Here is a 20,572-nt window from a genome sequence, read left to right on the forward strand (position 1 = left end):
CCGATTTTCCCCGCGAAGGCGGGGATCCAAGCTGACGTTCAGGCTTGGGCGCGGCCGTGGACTATCGGCGACCTCGGCTTGGGTCCCCGCCTTCGCGGGGATGCTCGGTGAAAAATCGGGGCAAGCGATTGAATGTCGATCCGCCCTAGACCACTAGGCCCCACTAGGCCCCCGGTCGCTCCAGTTCCTCCGGATCCTCGACCACGGCGCTTTGCGGCGTGGTGGTCAGGATCGCGCCGGCCGAGGCGGCGACGATGCAGGCGATGGCGACCCACTGCTGGGTCGACAGGTGCTCGGACAGCACGACCAGGCCTGCCATGGCGCCGATCGCCGGTTCGGCGCTGAGCATCACCCCGAAGGTGCGCTTGGGAATGCGCTTGAGGGCCACCATCTCCAGCGAATAGGGCACGGCGCTGGAGCAGATGGCGACCACCAGGCCCAGCAGCATCAGGTGCGGGTCGAGCAGGGCCGCGCCCGCCGACGCCACGCCGAACGGCACGACGATCAGGGCCGCCACGCTCATGCCCATGGCCACCGAGCGGCCGCCGTGCAGGTGGCCCAGGCGCTTACCGGCGATGATGTAGAGCGCCCAGCAGACCGCGGCAGCCAGGGCGAAGCCGACGCCCACGGGATCCAGCGGCGCGGCGCCCAGCTTCAGCGGCAGGAGCAGCAGCAGGCCGAAGGCCGCCAGGCCGATGCACAGGAAGTGACTGGCCTTGCGCGCATGCAGCAGCGACAGGGTCAGCGGCCCCAGGAACTCGATGGCCAGCGCCACGCCCAGCGGGATGGTCCGCAGCGACATGTAGAAGCAGAGGTTCATCACCCCGGTCGCAGCGCCGTAGAAGACGACGCCGGCCAGGTCGCGGCGGGTCAGCGGAAACCGCCACGGCCGCCACAGGATCAGCAGCAGCAGCGCCGCGAAACCGACGCGATAGGCCGAGGTGCCCTGCGCGCCCACGGCCGGAAACAGGCTCTTGGCGAACGAGGTGCCCCCGGCGAGCGTCGCCATGCCCCCGAACAGGGCGGCGTAGGGCAACAGCGCGTCGAGCGCGGGACGGCGGAGGGCGGCGGCGGACATGGCGGCAAGCTAGTCGCGGAAGACTGGCGCTTCTCGCCGAAATTCGTCGTATACCGACCAAAACAGGCAATATCAGCGGCTCAAATGACGAAATCCATCACCCTGGACAACTTCGACCGCAAGCTGCTGGAACTGGTCCGCCGCAACAACCTCGAACCGGCCCGCAGCCTGGCCGAGAAGGTGGGCCTGTCGGAAAGCGCCGTGCTGCGCCGGTTGCGGCGATTGCGCAAGGAAGGCGTGATCGTCGCCGACGTCGCCATCGTCGACCCCGCGCGCCTCAACGCCGGGCTGACCATGCATGTGCTGGTCGAGATGGAGCGCGAGGGCAGCGCCCTGTTCAACGCCTTCGCCGCCGGGGTCGCCGCCCGCAAGGAGGTGCTCAGCGCCTGGCACGTGACGGGCAGCACCGACTTCCTGCTGACCGTCACCGTCCCGACGATGGAGGCCTACGAGGCCTTCACCAACGAGGTGCTGAACGACGACCGGCGGGTGCGCTCGTTCATGACCCTGGTCGGCATCCGCGAGATCGTCCGGCAGGATCCCTCGCGCGCGCCGCTGGTGGAATAGCCTCGAGGGTGGAGTCGCAGCGAACAATGTTCGCGAAGGTTGTTGACGTCCGCCCGCGCGAGTGTCGAAATCCATCGCAACAGACAGGAGGAAGCCCGATGAGGACGCGCGTCATCGCGATCGGACTGGCCATGTCCCTGGCGGCGGGCGGCGCCGTCGCGTCGAGCTGGCACTGGGCCAAGGCCCCTACCCAGGAAGAGGCCATGCGTCTGGCCACCGAAAAGGCCCAGACCAAAGCCAGGCGCATGGGCACATGCTTCAAGCCCGCGGTCACGGTCGACCGATGCCAGGCGACCGCCGACGGCTTCCGCTGCCGCGCCGACAGCGCCTCCGACTTCCGGGCCTGCGGGGTGCGCGTCGGTTGGGTGTATGAGCCCCCCTTGCCGGCGACCCGGGTCCCGATGCAGCCCCTCAGCCGCGGCTACGAGCCGCAGTGGACCCAGCCGTCCCCCTACATGAGCTATTCGCCCTATGCGTCGACGACCCGGGAGCTCGATCAGTTCCCGCCGCCGACGGCGGTGAGACCCTAACGTCCGACCTTCAGAGCTGGCAGCGGCACGCGGGTGATCTGCACGTCCTCCTTGTTGGCCGCGTAGCCGACCCACAGGGCGCCGTTCCAGACCACGCTCTTGGGATAGTGATAGCCCGGCCGCTTGTACTTGCCCTCGAAACGCAGCGGCTGCAGGTCGCCCTGGCCGCGCAGGCGGAAGCTGCGGTCGAAGGTCCGGCCGTCGACGGACAGGGTCACCGCCAGCGGCATGCGCGGCCGGTCGCTGTTGGGCGCGTTCACCAGATAGGCCGTTCCGTCCGGCAGGTTGCCGGCGCTCTGCTTGGCCCGGGCGTCGGGCATCGCGGTCAGGACCGGCGTCGTCCACGAGACGCCGCGATCGCAGCTTTCCGAAGCCAGCTGGCGAAAGCTCAGTTCTTCGTCGCGGAACACCATGACCGCGCAGCCATCGGCGCGGCGAAACAGGCTGGGCTCGATCTCGCGGCTGAGGCGGCGCTCGTGCGCGGCCGCCGCGTTCGAGGCGTCGCGCGGCAGGTTCTCCATCCGCCCTTGCGTCCAGCCCGACACGCCCAGCGGGTCGTCGGTGAAGAACGGCTTGGCGATCATGCCGGGGCGCAGGTGAAAGGCGGTCATCACGCGGCCGTCGACCTCGTGCGGATCCTGCTCGATCACCCCCTCGACCGCCGCGCCGTCGGCGCCCATGACCCGCCGGGGCGCGCTCCAGGCTGCGCCGTCGCGGCTGGTGCGATACTCGGCATGGCCGCCGGCCCCCGACTGGAAGCCGTCGGGCCAGACATTGGCGTAGGCCACGAGGGTCTCGCCGTCGGTCCACCAGCCGCCGCTGGAGCGCATCGACCCGCCCTCCCCGGCCGGCGCCAGCATCTTGGGCGCGCTCCAGGTCCGGCCGTCGTCGCTGACGGCGTAGGCGACCCAGGTGTCGGCCGAATCCTCGTCGCGAGCCGAGCTCTGCCACTGGGCGTAGAGGCGGCCCTTGAAGGGGATCAGCACCACGCCGTTGCTGAACTTGTCCGAACCCTCCGTCGGCGCAAAGACGGTGAAGGTCTCGGCTCCGGATGCGGATGAAAGGCCAAGGTCCGGCTTGCTCGCCTGGAACAGGCCCGGCGCTACCTCGTAGGGCGTCGCGCCCGCCGTCAGGGCCACGGCCGCGACGGCCGCCGCCAGGTTCCGGATCGTCGTCATCGGGCCTCCCACGCGAACGCTTTGGACCCAGCCTCCACAGTGAACGGTAACATTCAATTCTGACAACGTTGTCCAGAACCATTGGGCCACGCCCGCGGCCTGCTGGAGTTGATCATCATCAATATCGGCCTGCAGAAGGGCATCATCGGCCCGGCCCTGTTCTCGATGCTGGTAGTCATGGCCATCGTCACCACGCTGATGGCCAGCCCGCTGTTCGAGATCGTCTACGGGCGCAAGGCGCGCGAAAGCGGCGAACTGGGCGCGCTCAACGAGGATGAGGATGAAGAGCCGGCGCGGGGAACCGCCCCGGCGGCGGCGCGGTAGGCGCTGCAGCCACGTGCAAAAAGGAAGGCGGCGGGGATGCCCCCCCGCCGCCTTCTTCGTTTCCCAAAGCCTTGTCATCCCGGCCGAAGGAGCGCGCCAGCGATCCGTAGAGCCGGGATCTCCCACGCCCGCCGTCGGAACCGTGGGAGATCCCGGCGCTTCGCTGCGCTACGGCCGGGATGACAAATTCAGACGCTCAGCTCCAGGGCCCCGGCCGGCGGCTCGGGCCGCTGGTCGGTACGGCCGTCTCCAGCCGCTGACGCGTCCCCTGCCCGATCGCCAGCCGCATCAGGGCCTCGATCCGGTTGTGGGTGGCCGGGTGGGTCGAGAACAGGTTGTCGGCGCCGCGACCGGCCAGCGGGTTGATGATGAACATGTGGGCCGTGGCCGGATTGCGCTCGGCCTCATGGTTCACCACCCCGCCGCGGGCATAGGCGTCGATCTTCTCCAGCGCGCGGGCCAGGCCGCGGTTGTCGCCGGCGATCTGCGCGCCCACGCGGTCGGCCTCGTACTCGCGCGAGCGGCTGATCGCCATCTGCACCAGCATGGCCGCGATGGGGGCCAGGATGGCCAGCGCGATCGCGCCGATGATCCCGCCCGGACGCTCGTCGTCCTCGCGCGAACCGCCGAAGAAGAAGGCGAAGTTGGCCAGGGCCGAGATCGCGCCGGCGATAGTCGCCGTCACGGTCATGGTCAGGGTGTCGCGGTTCTTCACGTGGGCCAGTTCGTGGGCCATGACGCCGCGGATCTCGTCGCGGTCGAGCATGGCCAGAAGGCCCGTCGTAGCGGCCACGGCGGCGTTCTGCGGATTGCGGCCGGTGGCGAAGGCGTTGGGCTGGTCGCTGTCGATGATGCAGACCCGCGGCATGGGCAGGCCGGCGCGCTGCGCCAGGTCCGCCACGTCGCGGGCGTAGTTGCGGACCAGCGGCTCGGGATGGCTCTCGTCGACCTCGACGGCGCCGTAGGCGCGCAGCACGATCTTGTCGGCGTTCCAGTACGAGAACACGTTCATGCCGGCCGCCAGCACGAAGGCGATCAGCATGCCGGTCGGGCCGCCGATCATGTAGCCGGCCCCGACGAACAGGGCCGTCAGGCCAGCCAGCAGGGCGAAGGTCTTGAAGTGGTTCATGGTCCTCTGAGCGGGATCGTCAGTCGAAGATGTCGAAGAGATCGAAACGCTTCTTCTTGTGGTGGCCGTGACGGCGATAGTCGTCGTGGTCGTAGCGCTTGTGGCCGTCGCGCCAGTTGTCGTCGTAGCGGCGCGGCTCGGGGCGCTGCTCGTAAGTCGGCTGCGGCCGGCCGAAGGGCGAGGGACCGGACGGCGGCGCGGAGCCTTGAGCGTCCTCGCGCTCCATCGCCATCAGCTTTTCCAGCTCGCCGCGATCGAGCCACACGCCCCGGCACTTGGGGCACATGTCGAACTCGACGCCGGCGCGCTGCACGGCCTGCATGGAGCCGTCGCAATTGGGGCACATCAGGAGAGGCATGGGTCGTTCGGGTCCCTGGTCCAAGAATGGAGACGGGGTTCCCGATGTCGGATCCGGCACGAGGGGGAGGGACACCCGGACCCAGACATCGAGAACACCCGATGCGGTCCGACATCACGCGCGTCCTTCAGGGGGGAGGTGAAGACGCTGCGCCAGAGGGGCCCGGCCCGCTCATTGGAGATAGGAGGGGGTTTTCCGGTTTCAAGGGGTAAATGGCGGAGGTGGCCCGGAGGGCCGGAGGGGGGCCGTCTCCAGCCGCCGCGACGCGGGCCGATTTCGTGGCCGCTCCCCTCTCCGTCGGCTTCGCCGGCACCGCTCCCACAGGGAGAGGGACCATAAACAAAAAAGGCCCCGGATCGCTCCGGGGCCTTTTCCGATCTCTTGCGAGTTCGACGCGTCTTACGAGGCGTAGAATTCGACGACGAGGTTCGGTTCCATCTTCACCGGGTACGGAACTTCCGAGAGTTCCGGGGCGCGGACGAAGGTGGCCGACAGGCCCTTGGCGTCGACCGAGACGTACTCGGCGAAGTCACGCTCGTTCGAGGCCACGGCTTCCAGAACCAGAGCCATGTTGCGCGACTTTTCGCGGACCGCGATCACGTCGCCCGGCTTGCAGCGGTACGACGGGATGTTCACGCGCTTGCCGTTCACGGTCACGTGGCCGTGGTTCACGAACTGGCGGGCGGCGAACACGGTCGGCACGAACTTGGCGCGGTAGACGATGGCGTCCAGGCGCGACTCGAGCAGAGCGATCAGGTTCTCCGAGGTGTTGCCCTTGCGGCGAGCAGCTTCCTCGTAGGTGCGCGAGAATTGCTTCTCGGTCAGGTTGCCGTAGTAGCCCTTCAGCTTTTGCTTGGCGCGCAGCTGCAGGCCGAAGTCCGACACCTTCTGCTTACGGCGCTGGCCATGCTGGCCCGGACCGTAGGAGCGTTGGTTGACGGGGGACTTCGGACGGCCCCACAGGTTTTCACCCATGCGGCGGTCGATCTTGTACTTGGCGCTATGGCGCTTCGACATAGGTCGGTCTTTCAAACGATCCGGGCCGGACCTCCGGAAGGAGGACGATCTCAACGGCGGCTTCGGGTCAATCCGTCATAAAGCTATCGCGCCGCGCGGCGAGCCGGCGGCGTGAAGGCGCGGTTTATGGCGGAGGGGCGCCGCAGAGTCAATCCGACGAGGCCAGAGCCCAGTCGGGCGTCTGGGTGAACTGCACGCGCTTTTCTCCCGCGGCGCGCACCGCCTGGTAGACCCGCATGACGTCGACATGGCTCGCATCGGGATAAGCCTCGATCATCACCGCCCCCAACGTGAGACGGTTACGCTTCAGGTCGGCGATGATGGCGTCCAGCCCGCCGGGCGCGTTAGCGAAGGCCCGCCCGCGTGCATCGACCTGGATGACGAAAGGCGCCTTGCACTTGCAGGCCTGAAAGACCGGCGGCTCCAGCGACAGCAGTTCGGCCCGCTCGCCCGTGGAAGCAAAGGCGACACCCGTCATGACCGCCAGCAGCACCCCGATCATCGGCGCCAGGTTCGGCGTCGACATGGGTCTGGCGTCGAACCGGCCCGCCAGGCGCCCCATCAATAAAGGCCCTCACTGATCAGGCTGACCTTGATCCCGGCGTCGTCGAGGCGCCCCGCCGCCGTGGCGACGACGTCATAGCGCACATCGGGATCGGCCCGGAGCACGACGCCGTCGAGCCCGTGGGTCCGCGCTTCGCGAACCGCCACGGCCACGGCGGCGGCGACGCTGGCCGCCCGGCTCGCGCCCACATAAGCTTGGCCATCGCGCTGGAAGGTGATCTGGATCGTTCGGGGCGTGGGCGCGCCCGGCGCCATGAGGTGGCAACCCGGAATATCGAGCGCCAAGGCCTTGTCGAGCCCGACCGAGCCGGTCGCGACCACCGTGAACACAGCCAGCAGCACGCCGATCATGGGCGCCAGGTTGGGCGTCGACAGCGGCTTGGCGTCGAACTTGGTCATGCCCCTGCCCTCATGCGCCGGCCCTCATTTCGAAGAAAGGTCGGCCGGATGCCGGAACCAGGCGTCGCGGGACCGGATGGCGGCCCGACGACCGGCCAGGACCATGCCGCGCCGGGTAAAGACGTGCGACAGCGGCAAGAGGACGGCGAACACCGAGAGCGGGACCCACCAGAAGCGATCGGGATGACGCAGCTCCTCGATCGTGCGTTCCAGCGACGAACGCAACACGGGGCTCGTTTCCGGTCCGAGCATCGCCAGCATCTGGCCGTTGCGGACCAGATCCTCGGCCTTGCCGGCGACGACGCGCTGGTGATCCAGCGCCAGCACGACGAAGGCGGCGGCCAGGGTCGCGGCGATCCACGGCCAGCGCGGGCGCGGCTCCAGCGTGAAGCCGCCGGCCCGGCTCACGGCGATGAGCAGACCCATCGTCACGAACACACGATTGGCGTCGGCGGCGAACGGCAGGAAGCGCAAGGTCAGCCCGAACATCAGGGTCGAGACGGCCAGGTTCCTGATCAGGCGCGGAATGTTGTCGATGTGCGGCCCGCGCGTCGTTCTAAAGATCGAGGCGCAGAAGAACAGGGCGCAGAGCGGCGTGGCCAGGTCCGGCCAGTCGGGCAGCACGACGGCCAGGGCGGGCCAGACCACAGCCTCGGCCAGGCGCAGGCAACGCATGGCCAGGGAAGGTGTCGAGGGCGTCGCCGACGTCGTCATGCCGACACCCTACAACCGGCGCGGGCGCGCCGCCAAGACGCGCCCGCCAGGCTCGCGCTGCTTTTACGCGCGCTGCAGCGGATTGCGCACCCGCACCTTGTCGGTGCGCTGCACGCCCATGGCGTCGAGGTCGAAGCGCAGCTCCTTGCCCTCCGGCACGAGGGCGCGGCACAGGTCGGGGCGCTCGCGGGTCAGGGTGACGGCGACGCCGCTCTCCCGGCGGTCGGCCACGACCTTGAAGTCCTCGGCCTTGGTGCAGCCGTTCGACGACACCCGGGCCACCAGCTCGCCCTTCTCGAGCGCCACGCCGTAGAGGGGCTCCAGGGCGTCGTTGCCGTCGTTGATCTTCACCGAGACGTCGCGCTTGCCGCCGTCATCGGCGTCGATGATGACGCAGGCCGAGGTCGACAGCCCCGCGGCGACGACCAGGGCCAGGACGGCCAGTTTCTTCTGCATGTTTGAACACCCCTCAGCGGCCGAACTTGGCCTTGGTCCAAGGGAGCGTCCGTCGGCTGAACCCGGGATGAATTACCGAAAGTTCACAACCGGAGCGCGTCGCCCGCCAGACGCGCCAGGGTGACGAATTCTCTTTATAGGTGTATTTATTGAAAATCGCCAAAAGGGGGAGCGACATGGCCGTCACCGACGACGAGATCAACAAGGCCGTGGCCGTCACGGGCCGCTTCGAGAACGCCGGCGATCCCTGGCGCGGCGTGACCGGCGACTTCGACGGCATGGGGATCTCCTGCGGCGTGCTGCAGTGGAACATCGGCTCGGCCTCGCTGCAGCCCCTGCTGCTGGCGGCGGGCAAGCCGGTGGTGCTGCGCGAGGCGCCGACGATCGGCGCCCAGCTCTGGCAGGCCTGCAACGCGGGCGTCGCCCAGGGCCTGGCGATCGTGCGCCAATGGCAGACCGGCAGCCAGCTGAAGGCCACGCCCAAGAAGGAACTCGCCAACCTGATGGGCTCGCCCGAGGTGAAGGCCCAGCAGTTCAGCCGCATCAAGACCGTGGCGGCCAAGGCCGACGCCCTGGCCGCGACCTGGGCCCAGGCGGCCGGCCGGCCCGCCCGCAGCCTGCAGGAACTGATCTGGTTCTTCGACCTGGTCACCCAGAACGGCAGCCTCAAGGGGCTCGACCACGAAGACGTGGTGCAGTTCATCAAGACCTCGACGCCGGGCAGGGCAGACGACGTGGTCTGCGACTGGCTGCTGGCCGCGCCGGCCGCCTGGTGGGGCCGTGTCGACTGCATCAAGAACGCCGGCCTGTGGCGCGACAAGGTCGCTGCGGCCGACCTCGAGCTGTTCGTGCTCAGCTACCTGCGCGCCTCGCTCAGCACGGCCAAGGCGCGCGGCGTGGTGATGAACCGCAAGGGGGCGCTGGCCTTCCGCAAGGGCTGGATCAACGGCCAGCTGTTCGACTTCACCGGCCAGTTCTAGGCGGCGTCGAGCACCGTCGGCGGACGCTGCGGGGATCGCCGGCGCCGCCTGCCGCGCCGCCACAGCGCGAAGCCGGCCAGGAACACCACCGCCGGCGCCAGCATGAAGAGGCCGGTTCCGACCCATTCGGCCAGGCTCAGCGGCGAGACCTGCAACCGCATCCCGACGACCATCATCGCGCCCGGCGCCGAAACGCCGGTGACGGCCAAGGCCGCCAGCAGAGCGTCGCGCCAGACCAGCCCCGGCCGGCTTGAAGCCACGCGTTCGATATGGTCGCCGACATCCATCGGCGAGCAGGCTACAACCGCGCCGCGTGCCAGTCGATATGGTCGCCGATGAAGCTGGCGATGAAGAAGTAGCTGTGGTCGTAGCCTTCCTGGCGACGGACGGTGACCTTCAGCCGGGCCTCGGCGCCGGCCTCTTCCAGAAGCTCCGGCTTCAGCTGGCTTTCGAGGAAGCTGTCGGCCAGGCCCTGGTCGACCAGGATCTCGTCGAAGCCCTGCCCATAGCCGTCCGCGATCAGGGCGCAGGCGTCGTGGGCCCGCCACTGGGCGCGGTCGGCGCCCAGGTAAGCCGTCAGGGCCTTGTCGCCCCACGGGCAGTTCAGCGGCGAGACGATCGGCGAGAACGCGCTGACCGACTTGAAGAGCTGCGGGTTGCGCAGGGCGATGGTCAGGGCGCCGTGGCCGCCCATCGAGTGGCCGAAGATCCCGCGCCGGGCCGGGTCCAGCGGGAAGGCGCCGTCGACGGCCTCCAGCAGGTCCTTGGTGACGTAGGAATACATGTTGAAGTGCGGCGCCCAGGGCTCTTCCGTGGCGTCGACATAAAAGCCCGCGCCTTGGCCCAGGTCATAGGCGGCGTCGTCGGCGACGCCTTCCCCGCGCGGGCTGGTGTCGGGCGCGACGATGGCCACGCCATGCCTGGCCGCCCAGGCATAGGCCCCGGCCTTGGTGGTGAAGTTGTCTTCCGTGCAGGTCAGGCCCGACAGCCAGACGAGATAGGGGAACGGCCCCTCGCCGTCAGGCGTCCAGATGCTGAACTTCATCGGCGTGCCGGTGCTGGCGCTGTCTTGCCGACAGTAGCGCAGCGTCCCGCCCTGGGTGCGGTGGGTGTTGAGGACTTCGACGTTGGACATTTGATGCGCGGGAGATCCCCCTCCGGCCCTCCGGGCCACCTCCCCCAGAGGGGGAGGATCTGAACAGCAAGATGCTCCCCCTCTGGGGATCTGATCAGCAAGATGCTCCCCCTCTGGGGGAGCTGTCGCGGAGCGACTGAGGGGGAACTCCCCGGTTTTAGAACGTCACCACGGTGCGGATGCTTTCGCCCTTGTGCATCAGGTCGAAGGCTTCGTTGATGCGCTCCAGCGGCAGCACGTGGGTGATCATCGGGTCGATCTGGATCTTACCGTCCATGTACCAGTCGACGATCTTGGGCGTGTCGGTGCGGCCGCGGGCGCCGCCGAAGGCCGTGCCCTTCCAGACCCGGCCGGTGACCAGCTGGAACGGACGGGTGGCGATCTCCTTGCCGGCCTCGGCCACGCCGATGATGATGCTTTCACCCCAGCCGCGGTGGCAGGCTTCCAGCGCCGTGCGCATGACGCCGGTGTTGCCGGTGGCGTCGAAGGTGTAGTCGGCGCCGCCGTCGGTCAGGGCCACCAGGTGCGCGACCAGGTCGCCCGACACGTCCTTGGGATTGACGAAGTGGGTCATGCCGAACTTGCGGCCCCACTCTTCACGATCGGGATTGATGTCGACGCCGACGATCATGTTGGCGCCGACCAGCTTCAGGCCCTGGATGACGTTCAGGCCGATGCCGCCCAGGCCGAAGACGATGGCGTTGGCGCCTGGCTCGACCTTGGCGGTGTTGGTCACCGCGCCCACGCCCGTCGTCACGCCGCAGCCGCAGTAGCAGGCGGTCTTGAACGGCGCGTCCTTGCGGATGCGGGCGACGGCGATCTCGGGCAGCACGGTGTAGTTCGAGAAGGTCGAGCAGCCCATGTAGTGGTGGATGGTCTGGCCCTTGTAGGAGAAGCGGCTGGTGCCGTCCGGCATCAGGCCCTTTCCTTGCGTGGCGCGGATGGCCGTGCAGAGGTTGGTCTTGCCGGAAAGGCAGCTTTTGCACTGGCGGCATTCGGGCGTGTAGAGCGGGATCACGTGGTCGCCGACCGCCAGGCTGGTGACGCCCGGGCCGACCTCGACCACCACGCCCGCGCCTTCGTGGCCCAGGATCGACGGGAACAGGCCCTCGCTGTCGAGGCCGTCCAGGGTGTAGGCGTCGGTGTGGCAGACGCCGGTGGCCTTGATCTCGATCAGGACCTCGCCGGCCTTGGGACCTTCCAGGTCGACCTCGACGATCTCCAGCGGCTTCTTGGCTTCGAAAGCGACGGCGGCGCGGGTCTTCATGGCAGGCTCCGATGGGTTCTTGGCCACTGTGGTACGCCGATGCGGGCCCGACGATAATCCCGCATGGTGCAAAACATTGTTGCTCCAGAGGAACAATAAGCGCACCACGGCCGCATGAGCCGCTGGGACGGGATCGACGAATTCGTGGCGACGGCCGAGGCCGAGAGCTTCTCGCAGGCCGCGCGACGGCTCGGCCTTTCCACGTCGGGCGTCAGCCGCGAGGTGGCGCGGCTGGAGGAGCGGCTGCAGACCCGCCTGCTCTATCGCACCACCCGGCGGGTCAGCCTGACCGATGCGGGCCGGGCCTTCCTGGCGCGCTGCCGCGACCTGATCCAGGACCGCGACGAGGCCCTGGCCGCCGTCGGCGAGGAGGACGGCGAGGTCAAGGGGCTGCTGCGCATGACCTGCTCGTCGGCCTATGGCGAGCGCTACGTCGTGCCGGCCGTCAACGCCTTCGCCCTGGCTCACCCCAAGCTGTCGCTGCACATCGAACTGGACGACACGGTGCGCGACATCGTCAGCGAGGGCTTCGACCTGGCCATCCGCTTCGGCCGCCTGACCGACAGCCGCCTGATCGCCAAGCGCCTGGCCTCGCGCACCCGCCGGCTGTGCGCCTCGCCGGACTACCTGGCGCGGGCCGGAACGCCGACGACCATCGCCGACCTGGAAGCCCATGCCGGCGTGCTGGGCGCGGCCGACGCCTGGCCGTTCAGGGAAGGCGAGCGCGAGATCGCCTTCAAGCCCCAGGGCCGCTTTCGCTGCAACAGCGGCCAGGCGGTGCTGGACGCGACGCTGCAGGGCCTGGGGATCTGTCAGTTGCCCAACTTCTACGTCGACCCCGCCATCACCGACGGGCGGCTGGTCGCGCTGCTGGACGACAACACCCCGGCCGACGAGGGCGTCTGGGCGGTCTATCCGCACCTGCGCCTGCTGCCGGCCAAGGTGCGGCTGCTGGTCGAGCACCTGGAGCGGGAACTGGGGTGAGCGTGACCCTTCCTAGAGCAGCTTGCGCAGGCTGAGCCGCACCGTCCGGCCCATGGGATCCATGTAGTCCTCGGCGTAGGCGGGCGGCGTGAGGCCCTTGTCGTTGCGGACCTCCTGCTTCTCGTCGAACAGGTTGTCGACCGCCAGCGTCACCCGCGAGCCCTTCAGCCATTCGCAGCGCTGCACCCACTCCTTGCGCTGCCCGAGGTCGGCGAAGCCCGACAGGCTGAGGGTCGGAATGTCGGAGAAGAAAAGATCATCGCCACGCAGGCCGCCGTCGACCCAGGTGGACGAGCGCCAGGCGCCGCGCAGGCCGCCGCCGAAGCCGTCCTTGGACAGGTTGGCCTGCAGGTTGACCTCATGGCGCGGCGTGCCGCCCCGGCGTCCCAGCGAGGCGCCGTCCAGCAGGTCCAGGGCAGCCATGCCGTCGCGGATCACCACCTCGTCGCGCAGCCGCCACAGGTGGTTCAGCGAGACGTTGAAGAACCCCTGCCCCGGCGGTCCGCCCGACCGCATCATGAAGCCCGGACCGCTGATCTGCATGCCGCCGCCGCCCGGCCGGCCGCCGGCGGCCGGCGGCGGACCGCCCCAGCGCAGGTTGTAGTTCATGCCCCAGCGCAGTTCCTCGCGGTCGGCATGGGCGAAGTTCACCGGCCGGGTGTCGACCGAGATCAGCCGCCCCAGTTCGTTGCGGGTGAAGCGGCTGGGGAAGGCCGCCTCCAGCTCCGGCGAGACGGCCGGGAAGCTGGCGATCTGGTCCTCGACGCGGCTGGCTGTGTAGTTGCCCCACAGCGACAGCTCGCGCTTCTCGAACGGCCGGTAGTTGAAGCCCAGCTTGACGACCTGGCGGCTGTCGGGCGCCAGGTTGGGATTGCCGCCCTCGATGCGGGTGACGTTGACCGTCTCGTTGGTGGCGAAGTCGTACATCGACACGTTGGGCGTCAGCTGCACCGGGTCGTTGACCTGCTGGGGCGAAGGCTCGCCCTCTTCGGTGCTGTAGTTCAGCGACAGGCTCATGCGCTTGATCGGCGACCACGAGACGCCGCCGCCCACCGTCATCAGGCCGCCGATGTCGGAGAACTGCTCGTACAGCGCGTTGCCGTTCACCGACACCCCGCCCAGGAAGCCCAGCACCCCGTCGCGTTCGGCGATGGGCGCGTCGGCGCTGGCCTGCAGCGTGGCCCGGTCGCGGGTCAGGGCGCGCCGGGTGAAGACGTTCGAGCGCACGCTCTCGGACTCCACCTTGCGGCTGTCGACCCCGCCCTTGAACGTGGCCCGCAGGCGGCCGGCCGGCAGCTGCGTCACCGTGCCGTTCATGGTCAGCTCGGCCTTGGCGTTGGTGGTGATGGAGTCGGCGGTGTCCTGGGCGTTGTAGCGCAGCAGGTTGCGCGGGATCGGGCCGAACGGATTGACCTCGGGATCGCTGGCCGCCACCGCCGCGCGATAGGCCGTGGTGTCGAGACCCCTGCCCGTGCGCGTGGCGCTGTCGGTCAGGTCGACATTGCCGGCGAAGGTCCAGCGCCAGCCGGCCATCATGCCCAGCGCCGTCATGGCCGCCTCGAACTTGTCGGTGTCGGTCTTGCGGCGCAGGCCGTCGGGCACGTCGAGATAGCGATAGAGCGGAACGTCCCTGGCGAAGGGCGAATAGGGACTGTCGGCCCTCAGCACCAGGTCCACGCCCGTCAGGCCGTGATAGCTGACGCGGCTGGTGCTCTCGACATTGCCGCTGAAGGTCGTGGTCACATTGCCCAGCGCGCCCAGCATCAGGTTGCGGGTGTAGGCGCCCTGGATCGCGCCTTCCTCGCCCCGCGCCAGCAGGGTGCGCGAGGCGGTCAGGTCGTCGCTGGCCGCCCGTCCGGCGCCGGCGACGAAGTCGGCCAGACCCGGCGCGCCGCCCGCGGCCAAGACCGGCACGGCCGCCACGTTCACCACCGAACCGGCCAGGGCCGAGAGGGCCGGGTCGAGCTCGCCCCCGGTCTCCAGGCCGATATTGCCCTGGATGTCGTACGGCTTGCTGCTGGTGCGCTCGATGTCGCGCTCGGCCTCGTACAGGGGCATCTCGCGGCGATAGCGAAGGTTGACGGTCCAGCGCGCGTCGGCGTCGACCTTGAAGAGGTTGCCCTTCTGCTCGTTGAAGGTGCGGCCGCCCTCGGTGGCGAAGCGGAACTCGTCCTCCAGGTTCAGCGACCGGAAGTCCTTCTTCAGGACCAGGTTCACCACCCGCTGGTCGGCGCGGTAGCCATAGGCCAGGGCCGCCTCTTCGCGCAGGATGTCCATGCGCTGGATCGCCTCGGGCGGCAGGCCGGCGATCTCCTGGAAGCCCGAAATCCGCTGGCCGTTGACCAGGGTCACCGGACCCTCGCCGCCCCGCCCGCGCGAGGTGACGGTCAGCGGCTCCAGCAGGGTCATCAGTTCGGCGATGCTGCCCGCGCCGTAGGCCTTGATGGCCGCCTCGTCGAGCGAGATCTCGGGTTCGACCGGACCTTCGGTCTTGCCGCGCGGCGTCGATTGCACGGTCACGCCTTCGACGGCGTCCTCGGCGGCGACGACGGGGATGAGCGCGGGCTTGGCGTCTTCGGTCTTGGCCTCGGGGGGCCTGGCCTCGGGGGCCTTGGCGTCCGGGGCCTTGACCTCGGGAGGCTTGGTCTCCGACGGCGGCGCCGTCCCCACGACCATAGCCGCGACCATACCCTGCAGAAGCACGCCACCCAGCGCCATCGCCATGCCCCCTACCCTACGCCCCCGACGCTATGCCGCCGGTTATCCCACAACCTGGACCATGGTTGCGGATAGTGACGGGGTAGCGGCGTTTTCGCCATCACGGAAATTAAAGCGCCGTAAGGTGGGAAACCGGTTACTGCGGCGAGACGGGGCCGGCCCTTTCGAAACCCGGCCGCCGCGTTCAGTCCTCGCCCTTGTCCGCGGCCTTCTGCGCCAGCTTGGCCAGCACCCGGCCACGCCCCTTCGACAGCGCCGTGATCACCCCGCGGAAGGTGCGAACTTCCTGGTCGGTCAGGCGGGCGCGGGCCAGCGGCACACGCAGGTTGCGCACCATCGACGGCTTCTTCTCGGGCGGGTGATAGAAGCCGGCCTTGTCGAGCTCGTTCTCGAGGTGCTCGTAAAGGCCCATCATCGCCGCCTGGTCGGCCGGTCCCTCGACGTTCAGCTCGAACTTCTTCCAGGGACGATCGTCGACCGTCATCTTCCATTCGTAGGCGTTGATCGACACGGCCTGGGCCAGGTTGAGCGAGCGGAAGCGCTCGTCGATCGGGATCGAGACGATGGCCTGGCACAGCGCGATGTCGTCGGTCTCCAGCCCTGCGCGCTCGCCGCCGAACAGCAGGCCCACCTTGCGGCCCTGCTCGACCTCCTGCGCCAGGTGGCCGGCGGATTCGCGCGGGGTGTAGACCGGCAGGCGGGTTTCGCGCGGCCGGGCCGTGGTGGCGTAGACCAGGTGCAGGTCGGCGATCGCCTCGGCCAGGGTGTCGAACACCTTGGCGTCGTCCAGCGGCCAGCTGGCGCCCGAGGCGCTGGCCCAGGCCCGCTCCTGGGGCCAGCCGTCGCGCGGATTGACCAGCCGCAGTTCGTAGAGGCCGAAATTGGCCATGACCCGGGCGACCGAGCCGATGTTTTCGGCCAGTTGCGGGGCGTTGAGGATCACGCAGGGGGGCGTGCGGACGATTTCGGAGTTCGTTTCGGCGGTCATGGGCGTCCCTTTGCCGTCCAGCCATACTTTGACGCAAGTCCGAACCGTCGTCTGGCGCGTTTAGCCTCCGCTCACGCTTGGAGGCCCCATGCATCGCCGCGCCCTGCTCGCCGCCCTCGCCGCGCCCGTTCTGCCGGCGGCCCTGGCCGCCTGCCGCGAACCGCCGCTGGCCGGCCAGGAGGATCCGACCTTCGACCACGAGGCGATGAGCCACAAGCTGGCCGCCATCGCTGAACGCGCCCGCCCCGGCGACCTGGGGGTGGCGGTGCAGGACCTGACCACCGCCCAGCGCGCGGCCGTGGCCGGCGAACAGCTCTTTCCGCTGGCCGGGACCTGGACCGCGCCGCTGGGCGCCGCGGTGCTGGCCGAGGTCGAAGCCAAGGCCCTGTCGCTGCGCGAGACGATCACCGTCGAGGACGTCGACCTGTCGCCCCCGCCCAGCGGCGTCGCCGACGCCTGGCCGGGCCGGCGGCGCTGGACGGTGGAGGAGCTGCTGAAACAGGCCGTCGCCGGCGGCGACAACACCGCCGCCGACGTGCTGATGAGGCGGATCGGCGGTCCTGGCGCGGTCACCGCCTGGCTGGACCTCAAGAAGGTCGAGAACCTGCGGGTCGACCGCTACGCCCGACAGCTGCTGCCCGAGCAGACGGGTACGGCCTCGTTCAGGGCCGACTGGCGCGGCCAGGCCTGGCGCAAGGCCGTGCTGGCCACGCCCGAGGCGACGCGGCGATCGGCCTGGCGAGACTACCTCGCCGACACCCGGGACCAGACGACGCCCCTGGCCGCCGTGCGCTTTCTCGAAGCCCTGAACCAGGGCGAACTGACCAGCCAGGAGGACCGCCGCCGGCTGCTGCGGATGATGGAGGCCGCGGCCGGAGACCGCCTGCGGCCCGCCCTGCCCGCCGGCGCGCGCCTGGCCGCCGTGACCTCGGCCACGCCGTGGGATCTTGGCCTGGCGGCGGCCGACAACACCCTGGCCATGGTGCGCCTGAAGGACGGCCGGCGCTTCGCGCTGGCGATCTTCCTCAAGGCCTCTCCGCTGGAGGAGGCCGACCGCGACGACCTGGTGCTGGAGGTCATGCGCCTGGTGCTGCAGGCGGCCGAGAAGGCGGGGCGGTAAGAACCTCGCCCAAATTACCTGTCGTCATTCCCGCCCTGCAGCGGGAATGACGGGCAAACAGGTCAGTGCGACGACGACAGCTTCATCAGCACGAGGCCGCTGACGATCAGCACGGCGGCGACCACGCGCGTGACGCTGAGCTGTTCGCCCAGCACCGCGACGCCGACCACGAAGGCGCCGACCGCGCCGATGCCGGTCCAGATGGTGTAGGCCGTGCCCAGCGGCAGCGACTTCATCGACAGCGACAGCAGGCCGAAGCTGGCGAACATGAAGATGAGCGTGGCGATGCTGGGCCAGGGCTTCGTGAAGCCTTCCGAGGCCTTCATGAAAAAGGCCCAGACCACTTCCAGCAGGCCAGCGATGATGAGGAATATCCAAGCCATGACGGCGTCCCCTTGCAAGAACGCCGGGCCGTCCCGGACTTAAACCCGCCTGAAACGACGGTGGAGGACGTGGCCTCGCTCGGTTGTGGCCGGGGAGATAGTCGCTAACGCCTCAGCCTTCAAGCCTGGACGACGCCTCGCGCAGGGCGGCCCGATGCCGCACGGAGGCCAGGGCCTGGACCAGCAGGCCCGGATTGAGCGGCTTGGCCACGTGCAGGTCGGCCCCCGCGGCGTGGGCGGCGGCGACATGCTCGTCCATGGCGTTGGCGGTCAGCATGATCACCAGGATCGGGTCGGCGTCGGCCGCCGCCTCGCGGGCGCGCAGCTCCCGGGTGGCGGTCAGGCCGTCCATCACCGGCATCTGCATGTCCATCAGCACCGCGTCGAACGGCTGGGCCTGCAGCGCCCGCAGCGCCGCCTCGCCGTCCTCGACCATGGTCAGGTCGACGCCGAACGGCTCCAGCACGATCTCGACCACCTTGCGGTTGCCCGGATGGTCCTCGGCCACCAGCACCCGCAGCCCCTCCAGCGAGACCGGCCCCTCGTCGTCCTCGTGGTCGTGGTCGAGGCTTTCGGTCGACGGCTGCAGCGGCAGGTCGACGATGAAGGTCGCCCCGCGCCCGACCACGGCCCGCGCGTCGATCGCCCCGCCCATCATCTCGGCCAGGGCCGCGCAGATCGACAAGCCCAGCCCCGTGCCGCCGAACTGCCGCGTAATCGACTGGTCGGCCTGGACGAAGCGCTTGAACAATCGCTCGCGCACCGCGTCGTCGAAGCCGACGCCGGTGTCGCTGATGCTGAAGCGGATCACCTCGCCCACCTTCTCGACCGACAGGTCGACGCCGCCGACGCTGGTGAACTTGACCGCGTTGCCCAGCAGGTTCGACAGGATCTGGCTGATGCGGCCCGCATCGCCGTCGTAGCGGCCGACGGCGTCCGGCGCGACCGACCACGAGAAGGCCAGCCCCTTGGCCTCGGCCGAGGCCCGATGCAGTTCGGCCATGCCGCCGACCAGGCTTTCCAGGTCGAAGGGCGCGAAGGTCAGCTGGAACTCGCCGGCCTCGATCTTGGAGACGTCGAGGATGTCGCCCAGCACCTGCTCCAGCAGGCGGCCAGACGAGGCGACCAGGGCGGCCAGCTCGCGCCGGCGGGCCGGGTCGCTCTCTTCGGCCAGGCGGTCGCCGACGGCGATCACCCCGTTCAGCGGCGTGCGCAGTTCGTGGCTCATGTTGGCCAGGAACACCGACTTGGCCTGGTTGGCCTTCTCCAGCTCGCGCGTGCGCTCGGCGACCCGCACCTCGAGCGAGCGCAGCAGGTCCTCGTGCACCTCGCGCTGCTTGCGCAAGGCCCGGGCCAGGGCGCCGATCTCGTCGCCGCGGGCCTCGATGCGGGCCGCGGTCGCGCCGTCGTCGTCGCGGTGGGCCTCGGCCAGGCCGCGCAGGGGCGCGACCACCTCGCGGGCCATCAGGCGATAGAGCAGCACGAGCTGGGCGATCACCCCCACCACGCCGAACAGCAGCACCCAGGACGCGGTCTTCACCGCGTTCCAGACGATCTGGTCCGAACGGAAGGTCATCAGGAAGTACCAGTCGGGCTCCTTCATCCGGCCGTAGGCCACGACGCGGTCGCCGCTGCGGTCGCGCAGGGCCCCGACGTCGCCGCCGTGCTCGCGGATCTGGGCGACGAGGTCGGCCACCCGCTCGCGCGACTGCACGCGGGCCAGCTGGGCGGCGTCGACCACGCCGTCGGCGGCCAGGCCCGGCGCGGCGATCAGCTCGCCGTCCGACGAGACGATCATGTTCTGCCCGCCCGGCAGGGCGTCGCCCACGGCCCGCAGCAGGAACGAGTCGAGCGAAAGGCTGGTGCCCCAGGCCCCGACATGCCGCTCGCCGATGTCGAACGGGGTGACGCAGGCCGCGTTCAGCCCGCGCCCGCTGGGATTGGAGATCAGCTTGCGCAGCTTGGTGCACTTCATCACCCGCTGCGGATTGTTGGCCGGCAGGGTGAGCTGGGTCATCTCCTCCTTGGCGATGTCCAGGCTCGGCGGCGCGTCCTGGCGATAGTAGAGCAGCCGGTCCTTGCGCTTGGGACCGAACATCACCAGCCGGGTCTGCGGCGTGAAGAAGTAGAAGTTGTCGTAGTGGCCGATCTCGGTCTCGCCGGCGTTGGCGACCACCTCCATGGCCGCCACCATCAGGGCCTTGTCCTCGCGGGTCAGTTCCCGGGCCTGCGGCACGAAACCGCCGATGCCGTAGACATAGTGGTTGCCGGTGCGGCCGCCGTCATAGAGGCGCGGGGCGGTGCGGCGGGTGCCGTCGCCGTGTTCGGGGAACAGCAGGTCGAACTGGCCGTCGATGTCGGGCTCGATCTCGCGCAGGCGGCGCATCAGGGCCAGGCTGGCGGCGTCGTGCACCTTGACCAGGTCGGAGAACAGCCGATCCTCGGTCTTGACCCGTTCGCCGACATATTCGGCCAGGTGCCGCATCTGCGTCTCGGCGGCGCTCTGCTGCACGAAGTAGAAGGTCACGGCCGTCACGAGGCCCGTCACCGCGATCGACAGCAGCGTGGCGACGGCCAGCAGGCGACGGGCCAGGGGCGACATCACGTCCGTATGGCGCCACAAGGTGTTCAAGCCCGCTCCCCACTCCACGCCCCCTCGCGAGGCGTCCAGCACAGCCACAAC

21 protein-coding genes and 1 pseudogene are annotated in these 20,572 nt (G+C 69.4%); 6 read left to right on the forward strand and 16 right to left on the reverse strand.

Features of this window, described 5'->3' with window-relative positions; genetic code table 11:
• Positions 1-163: 163 nt before the first annotated feature.
• Positions 164-1,078 carry an EamA family transporter gene (locus AC1DCG_RS20790; protein WP_477027923.1) on the reverse strand — a complete coding sequence of 305 codons (915 nt, stop codon included), beginning with the start codon at positions 1,076-1,078 and terminating at the stop codon, positions 164-166.
• An 84-nt stretch (positions 1,079-1,162) separates the two neighbouring features.
• On the opposite strand from AC1DCG_RS20790, the gene AC1DCG_RS20795 reads away from it, so the two are divergent.
• Entirely contained in the window at positions 1,163-1,645 is a 483-nt protein-coding gene (locus AC1DCG_RS20795) for an Lrp/AsnC family transcriptional regulator (RefSeq protein WP_477027922.1), read from the forward strand.
• 98 nt (positions 1,646-1,743) lie between these two features.
• On the forward strand, positions 1,744-2,175 hold the full coding sequence (locus tag AC1DCG_RS20800) for a hypothetical protein (protein ID WP_477027921.1): 432 nt from the start codon (positions 1,744-1,746) through the stop codon (positions 2,173-2,175).
• Here the strand turns inward: AC1DCG_RS20800 and AC1DCG_RS20805 are convergent.
• Positions 2,172-3,353 (reverse strand): sialidase family protein, encoded by a 1,182-nt coding sequence (locus tag AC1DCG_RS20805; RefSeq protein WP_477027920.1) that lies wholly within the window; start codon positions 3,351-3,353, stop codon positions 2,172-2,174. The genes AC1DCG_RS20800 and AC1DCG_RS20805 overlap by 4 nt on opposite strands.
• 81 nt (positions 3,354-3,434) lie before the next feature.
• Between AC1DCG_RS20805 and AC1DCG_RS20810 the strand changes: the two are divergent.
• Positions 3,435-3,677, forward strand: a pseudogene (locus AC1DCG_RS20810) (cation:proton antiporter); the annotation flags it as partial.
• A gap of 196 nt (positions 3,678-3,873) precedes the next feature.
• Here AC1DCG_RS20810 and htpX read toward each other — a convergent pair.
• The 7 genes from htpX to AC1DCG_RS20845 all read right to left on the reverse strand — a co-directional run bounded on the left by htpX (position 3,874) and on the right by AC1DCG_RS20845 (position 8,314).
• Positions 3,874-4,806: a zinc metalloprotease HtpX gene (gene htpX / locus AC1DCG_RS20815; protein WP_477027919.1), complete on the reverse strand. Its 933-nt coding sequence runs from the start codon at positions 4,804-4,806 to the stop codon at positions 3,874-3,876.
• A 19-nt stretch (positions 4,807-4,825) separates the two neighbouring features.
• Complete coding sequence (locus AC1DCG_RS20820; protein WP_477027918.1) at positions 4,826-5,164, reverse strand: TFIIB-type zinc ribbon-containing protein; 339 nt, start codon at positions 5,162-5,164, stop codon at positions 4,826-4,828.
• Positions 5,165-5,563: 399 nt separating this feature from the next.
• On the reverse strand, positions 5,564-6,181 hold the full coding sequence (rpsD, locus tag AC1DCG_RS20825; protein WP_101712483.1) for a 30S ribosomal protein S4: 618 nt from the start codon (positions 6,179-6,181) through the stop codon (positions 5,564-5,566).
• A 148-nt stretch (positions 6,182-6,329) separates the two neighbouring features.
• Positions 6,330-6,707 carry a biopolymer transporter ExbD gene (locus AC1DCG_RS20830; protein WP_477027917.1) on the reverse strand — a complete coding sequence of 126 codons (378 nt, stop codon included), beginning with the start codon at positions 6,705-6,707 and terminating at the stop codon, positions 6,330-6,332.
• 35 nt (positions 6,708-6,742) lie between these two features.
• A complete protein-coding gene (locus AC1DCG_RS20835; RefSeq protein WP_477027916.1) occupies positions 6,743-7,144 on the reverse strand; it encodes an ExbD/TolR family protein in 402 nt (133 codons plus the stop codon).
• Positions 7,145-7,168: 24 nt separating this feature from the next.
• Positions 7,169-7,858, reverse strand: coding sequence for a hypothetical protein (locus AC1DCG_RS20840; protein ID WP_477027915.1), 690 nt, complete (start codon positions 7,856-7,858; stop codon positions 7,169-7,171).
• Between the two features lie 63 nt (positions 7,859-7,921).
• On the reverse strand, positions 7,922-8,314 hold the full coding sequence (locus AC1DCG_RS20845) for a hypothetical protein (RefSeq protein WP_165256646.1): 393 nt from the start codon (positions 8,312-8,314) through the stop codon (positions 7,922-7,924).
• 176 nt (positions 8,315-8,490) lie between these two features.
• Here AC1DCG_RS20845 and AC1DCG_RS20850 point away from each other — a divergent pair, with 176 nt between their 5' ends.
• Positions 8,491-9,294 (forward strand): hypothetical protein, encoded by an 804-nt coding sequence (locus AC1DCG_RS20850; protein ID WP_477037230.1) that lies wholly within the window; start codon positions 8,491-8,493, stop codon positions 9,292-9,294.
• Here AC1DCG_RS20850 and AC1DCG_RS20855 read toward each other — a convergent pair.
• From AC1DCG_RS20855 to AC1DCG_RS20865, 3 genes are all read right to left on the reverse strand, one after another.
• A complete protein-coding gene (locus AC1DCG_RS20855) occupies positions 9,291-9,581 on the reverse strand; it encodes a hypothetical protein (protein ID WP_477027913.1) in 291 nt (96 codons plus the stop codon). The genes AC1DCG_RS20850 and AC1DCG_RS20855 overlap by 4 nt on opposite strands.
• 11 nt (positions 9,582-9,592) lie before the next feature.
• On the reverse strand, positions 9,593-10,429 hold the full coding sequence (gene fghA, locus AC1DCG_RS20860; protein ID WP_477027912.1) for an S-formylglutathione hydrolase: 837 nt from the start codon (positions 10,427-10,429) through the stop codon (positions 9,593-9,595).
• 157 nt (positions 10,430-10,586) lie between these two features.
• A complete protein-coding gene (locus AC1DCG_RS20865) occupies positions 10,587-11,696 on the reverse strand; it encodes an S-(hydroxymethyl)glutathione dehydrogenase/class III alcohol dehydrogenase (RefSeq protein ID WP_165256656.1) in 1,110 nt (369 codons plus the stop codon).
• 114 nt (positions 11,697-11,810) lie between these two features.
• Between AC1DCG_RS20865 and AC1DCG_RS20870 the strand changes: the two genes are divergently transcribed.
• Positions 11,811-12,680, forward strand: a complete 870-nt coding sequence (locus tag AC1DCG_RS20870; protein ID WP_165256658.1) for a LysR family transcriptional regulator — start codon at positions 11,811-11,813, stop codon at positions 12,678-12,680.
• Between the two features lie 12 nt (positions 12,681-12,692).
• On the opposite strand, the gene AC1DCG_RS20875 is transcribed toward AC1DCG_RS20870, so the two are convergent.
• Positions 12,693-15,404, reverse strand: coding sequence for a TonB-dependent receptor (locus AC1DCG_RS20875; RefSeq protein WP_477041645.1), 2,712 nt, complete (start codon positions 15,402-15,404; stop codon positions 12,693-12,695).
• A 178-nt stretch (positions 15,405-15,582) separates the two neighbouring features.
• The gene (locus AC1DCG_RS20880; RefSeq protein ID WP_165256659.1) at positions 15,583-16,386 is read right to left on the reverse strand and encodes an RNA methyltransferase; all 804 of its coding nucleotides are present in this window, start codon (positions 16,384-16,386) and stop codon (positions 15,583-15,585) included.
• Between the two features lie 88 nt (positions 16,387-16,474).
• On the opposite strand from AC1DCG_RS20880, the gene AC1DCG_RS20885 reads away from it, so the two are divergent.
• Positions 16,475-17,506: a serine hydrolase gene (locus tag AC1DCG_RS20885; protein ID WP_477027909.1), complete on the forward strand. Its 1,032-nt coding sequence runs from the start codon at positions 16,475-16,477 to the stop codon at positions 17,504-17,506.
• A gap of 62 nt (positions 17,507-17,568) precedes the next feature.
• Here the strand turns inward: AC1DCG_RS20885 and AC1DCG_RS20890 are convergent, their stop codons facing one another.
• Together AC1DCG_RS20890 and AC1DCG_RS20895 are read right to left on the reverse strand one after the other, a co-directional pair.
• Entirely contained in the window at positions 17,569-17,889 is a 321-nt protein-coding gene (locus AC1DCG_RS20890; protein WP_165256663.1) for a DMT family transporter, read from the reverse strand.
• Between the two features lie 112 nt (positions 17,890-18,001).
• Positions 18,002-20,491: an ATP-binding protein gene (locus AC1DCG_RS20895; protein WP_477027930.1), complete on the reverse strand. Its 2,490-nt coding sequence runs from the start codon at positions 20,489-20,491 to the stop codon at positions 18,002-18,004.
• Positions 20,492-20,572: the final 81 nt, after the last annotated feature.

This window comes from Caulobacter sp. 10L414, from assembly GCF_056395525.1.

Excerpts from the sequence above, each read along its gene's own strand:
- rpsD (WP_101712483.1), bottom strand. The coding sequence starts at position 6,181 with ATGTCGAAGCGCCATAGCGCCAAGTACAAGATCGACCGCCGCATGGGT.
- fghA (WP_477027912.1), bottom strand. The coding sequence starts at position 10,429 with ATGTCCAACGTCGAAGTCCTCAACACCCACCGCACCCAGGGCGGGACG.
- AC1DCG_RS20800 (WP_477027921.1), top strand. The coding sequence starts at position 1,744 with ATGAGGACGCGCGTCATCGCGATCGGACTGGCCATGTCCCTGGCGGCG.
- AC1DCG_RS20890 (WP_165256663.1), bottom strand. The coding sequence starts at position 17,889 with ATGGCTTGGATATTCCTCATCATCGCTGGCCTGCTGGAAGTGGTCTGG.
- AC1DCG_RS20830 (WP_477027917.1), bottom strand. The coding sequence starts at position 6,707 with ATGTCGACGCCGAACCTGGCGCCGATGATCGGGGTGCTGCTGGCGGTC.
- AC1DCG_RS20820 (WP_477027918.1), bottom strand. The coding sequence starts at position 5,164 with ATGCCTCTCCTGATGTGCCCCAATTGCGACGGCTCCATGCAGGCCGTG.
- AC1DCG_RS20880 (WP_165256659.1), bottom strand. The coding sequence starts at position 16,386 with ATGACCGCCGAAACGAACTCCGAAATCGTCCGCACGCCCCCCTGCGTG.
- AC1DCG_RS20845 (WP_165256646.1), bottom strand. The coding sequence starts at position 8,314 with ATGCAGAAGAAACTGGCCGTCCTGGCCCTGGTCGTCGCCGCGGGGCTG.
- htpX (WP_477027919.1), bottom strand. The coding sequence starts at position 4,806 with ATGAACCACTTCAAGACCTTCGCCCTGCTGGCTGGCCTGACGGCCCTG.
- AC1DCG_RS20855 (WP_477027913.1), bottom strand. The coding sequence starts at position 9,581 with ATGGATGTCGGCGACCATATCGAACGCGTGGCTTCAAGCCGGCCGGGG.
- AC1DCG_RS20885 (WP_477027909.1), top strand. The coding sequence starts at position 16,475 with ATGCATCGCCGCGCCCTGCTCGCCGCCCTCGCCGCGCCCGTTCTGCCG.
- AC1DCG_RS20870 (WP_165256658.1), top strand. The coding sequence starts at position 11,811 with ATGAGCCGCTGGGACGGGATCGACGAATTCGTGGCGACGGCCGAGGCC.
- AC1DCG_RS20850 (WP_477037230.1), top strand. The coding sequence starts at position 8,491 with ATGGCCGTCACCGACGACGAGATCAACAAGGCCGTGGCCGTCACGGGC.
- AC1DCG_RS20805 (WP_477027920.1), bottom strand. The coding sequence starts at position 3,353 with ATGACGACGATCCGGAACCTGGCGGCGGCCGTCGCGGCCGTGGCCCTG.
- AC1DCG_RS20790 (WP_477027923.1), bottom strand. The coding sequence starts at position 1,078 with ATGTCCGCCGCCGCCCTCCGCCGTCCCGCGCTCGACGCGCTGTTGCCC.
- AC1DCG_RS20865 (WP_165256656.1), bottom strand. The coding sequence starts at position 11,696 with ATGAAGACCCGCGCCGCCGTCGCTTTCGAAGCCAAGAAGCCGCTGGAG.
- AC1DCG_RS20875 (WP_477041645.1), bottom strand. The coding sequence starts at position 15,404 with ATGGCGATGGCGCTGGGTGGCGTGCTTCTGCAGGGTATGGTCGCGGCT.
- AC1DCG_RS20835 (WP_477027916.1), bottom strand. The coding sequence starts at position 7,144 with ATGACCAAGTTCGACGCCAAGCCGCTGTCGACGCCCAACCTGGCGCCC.
- AC1DCG_RS20795 (WP_477027922.1), top strand. The coding sequence starts at position 1,163 with ATGACGAAATCCATCACCCTGGACAACTTCGACCGCAAGCTGCTGGAA.
- AC1DCG_RS20840 (WP_477027915.1), bottom strand. The coding sequence starts at position 7,858 with ATGACGACGTCGGCGACGCCCTCGACACCTTCCCTGGCCATGCGTTGC.
- AC1DCG_RS20895 (WP_477027930.1), bottom strand. The coding sequence starts at position 20,491 with ATGTCGCCCCTGGCCCGTCGCCTGCTGGCCGTCGCCACGCTGCTGTCG.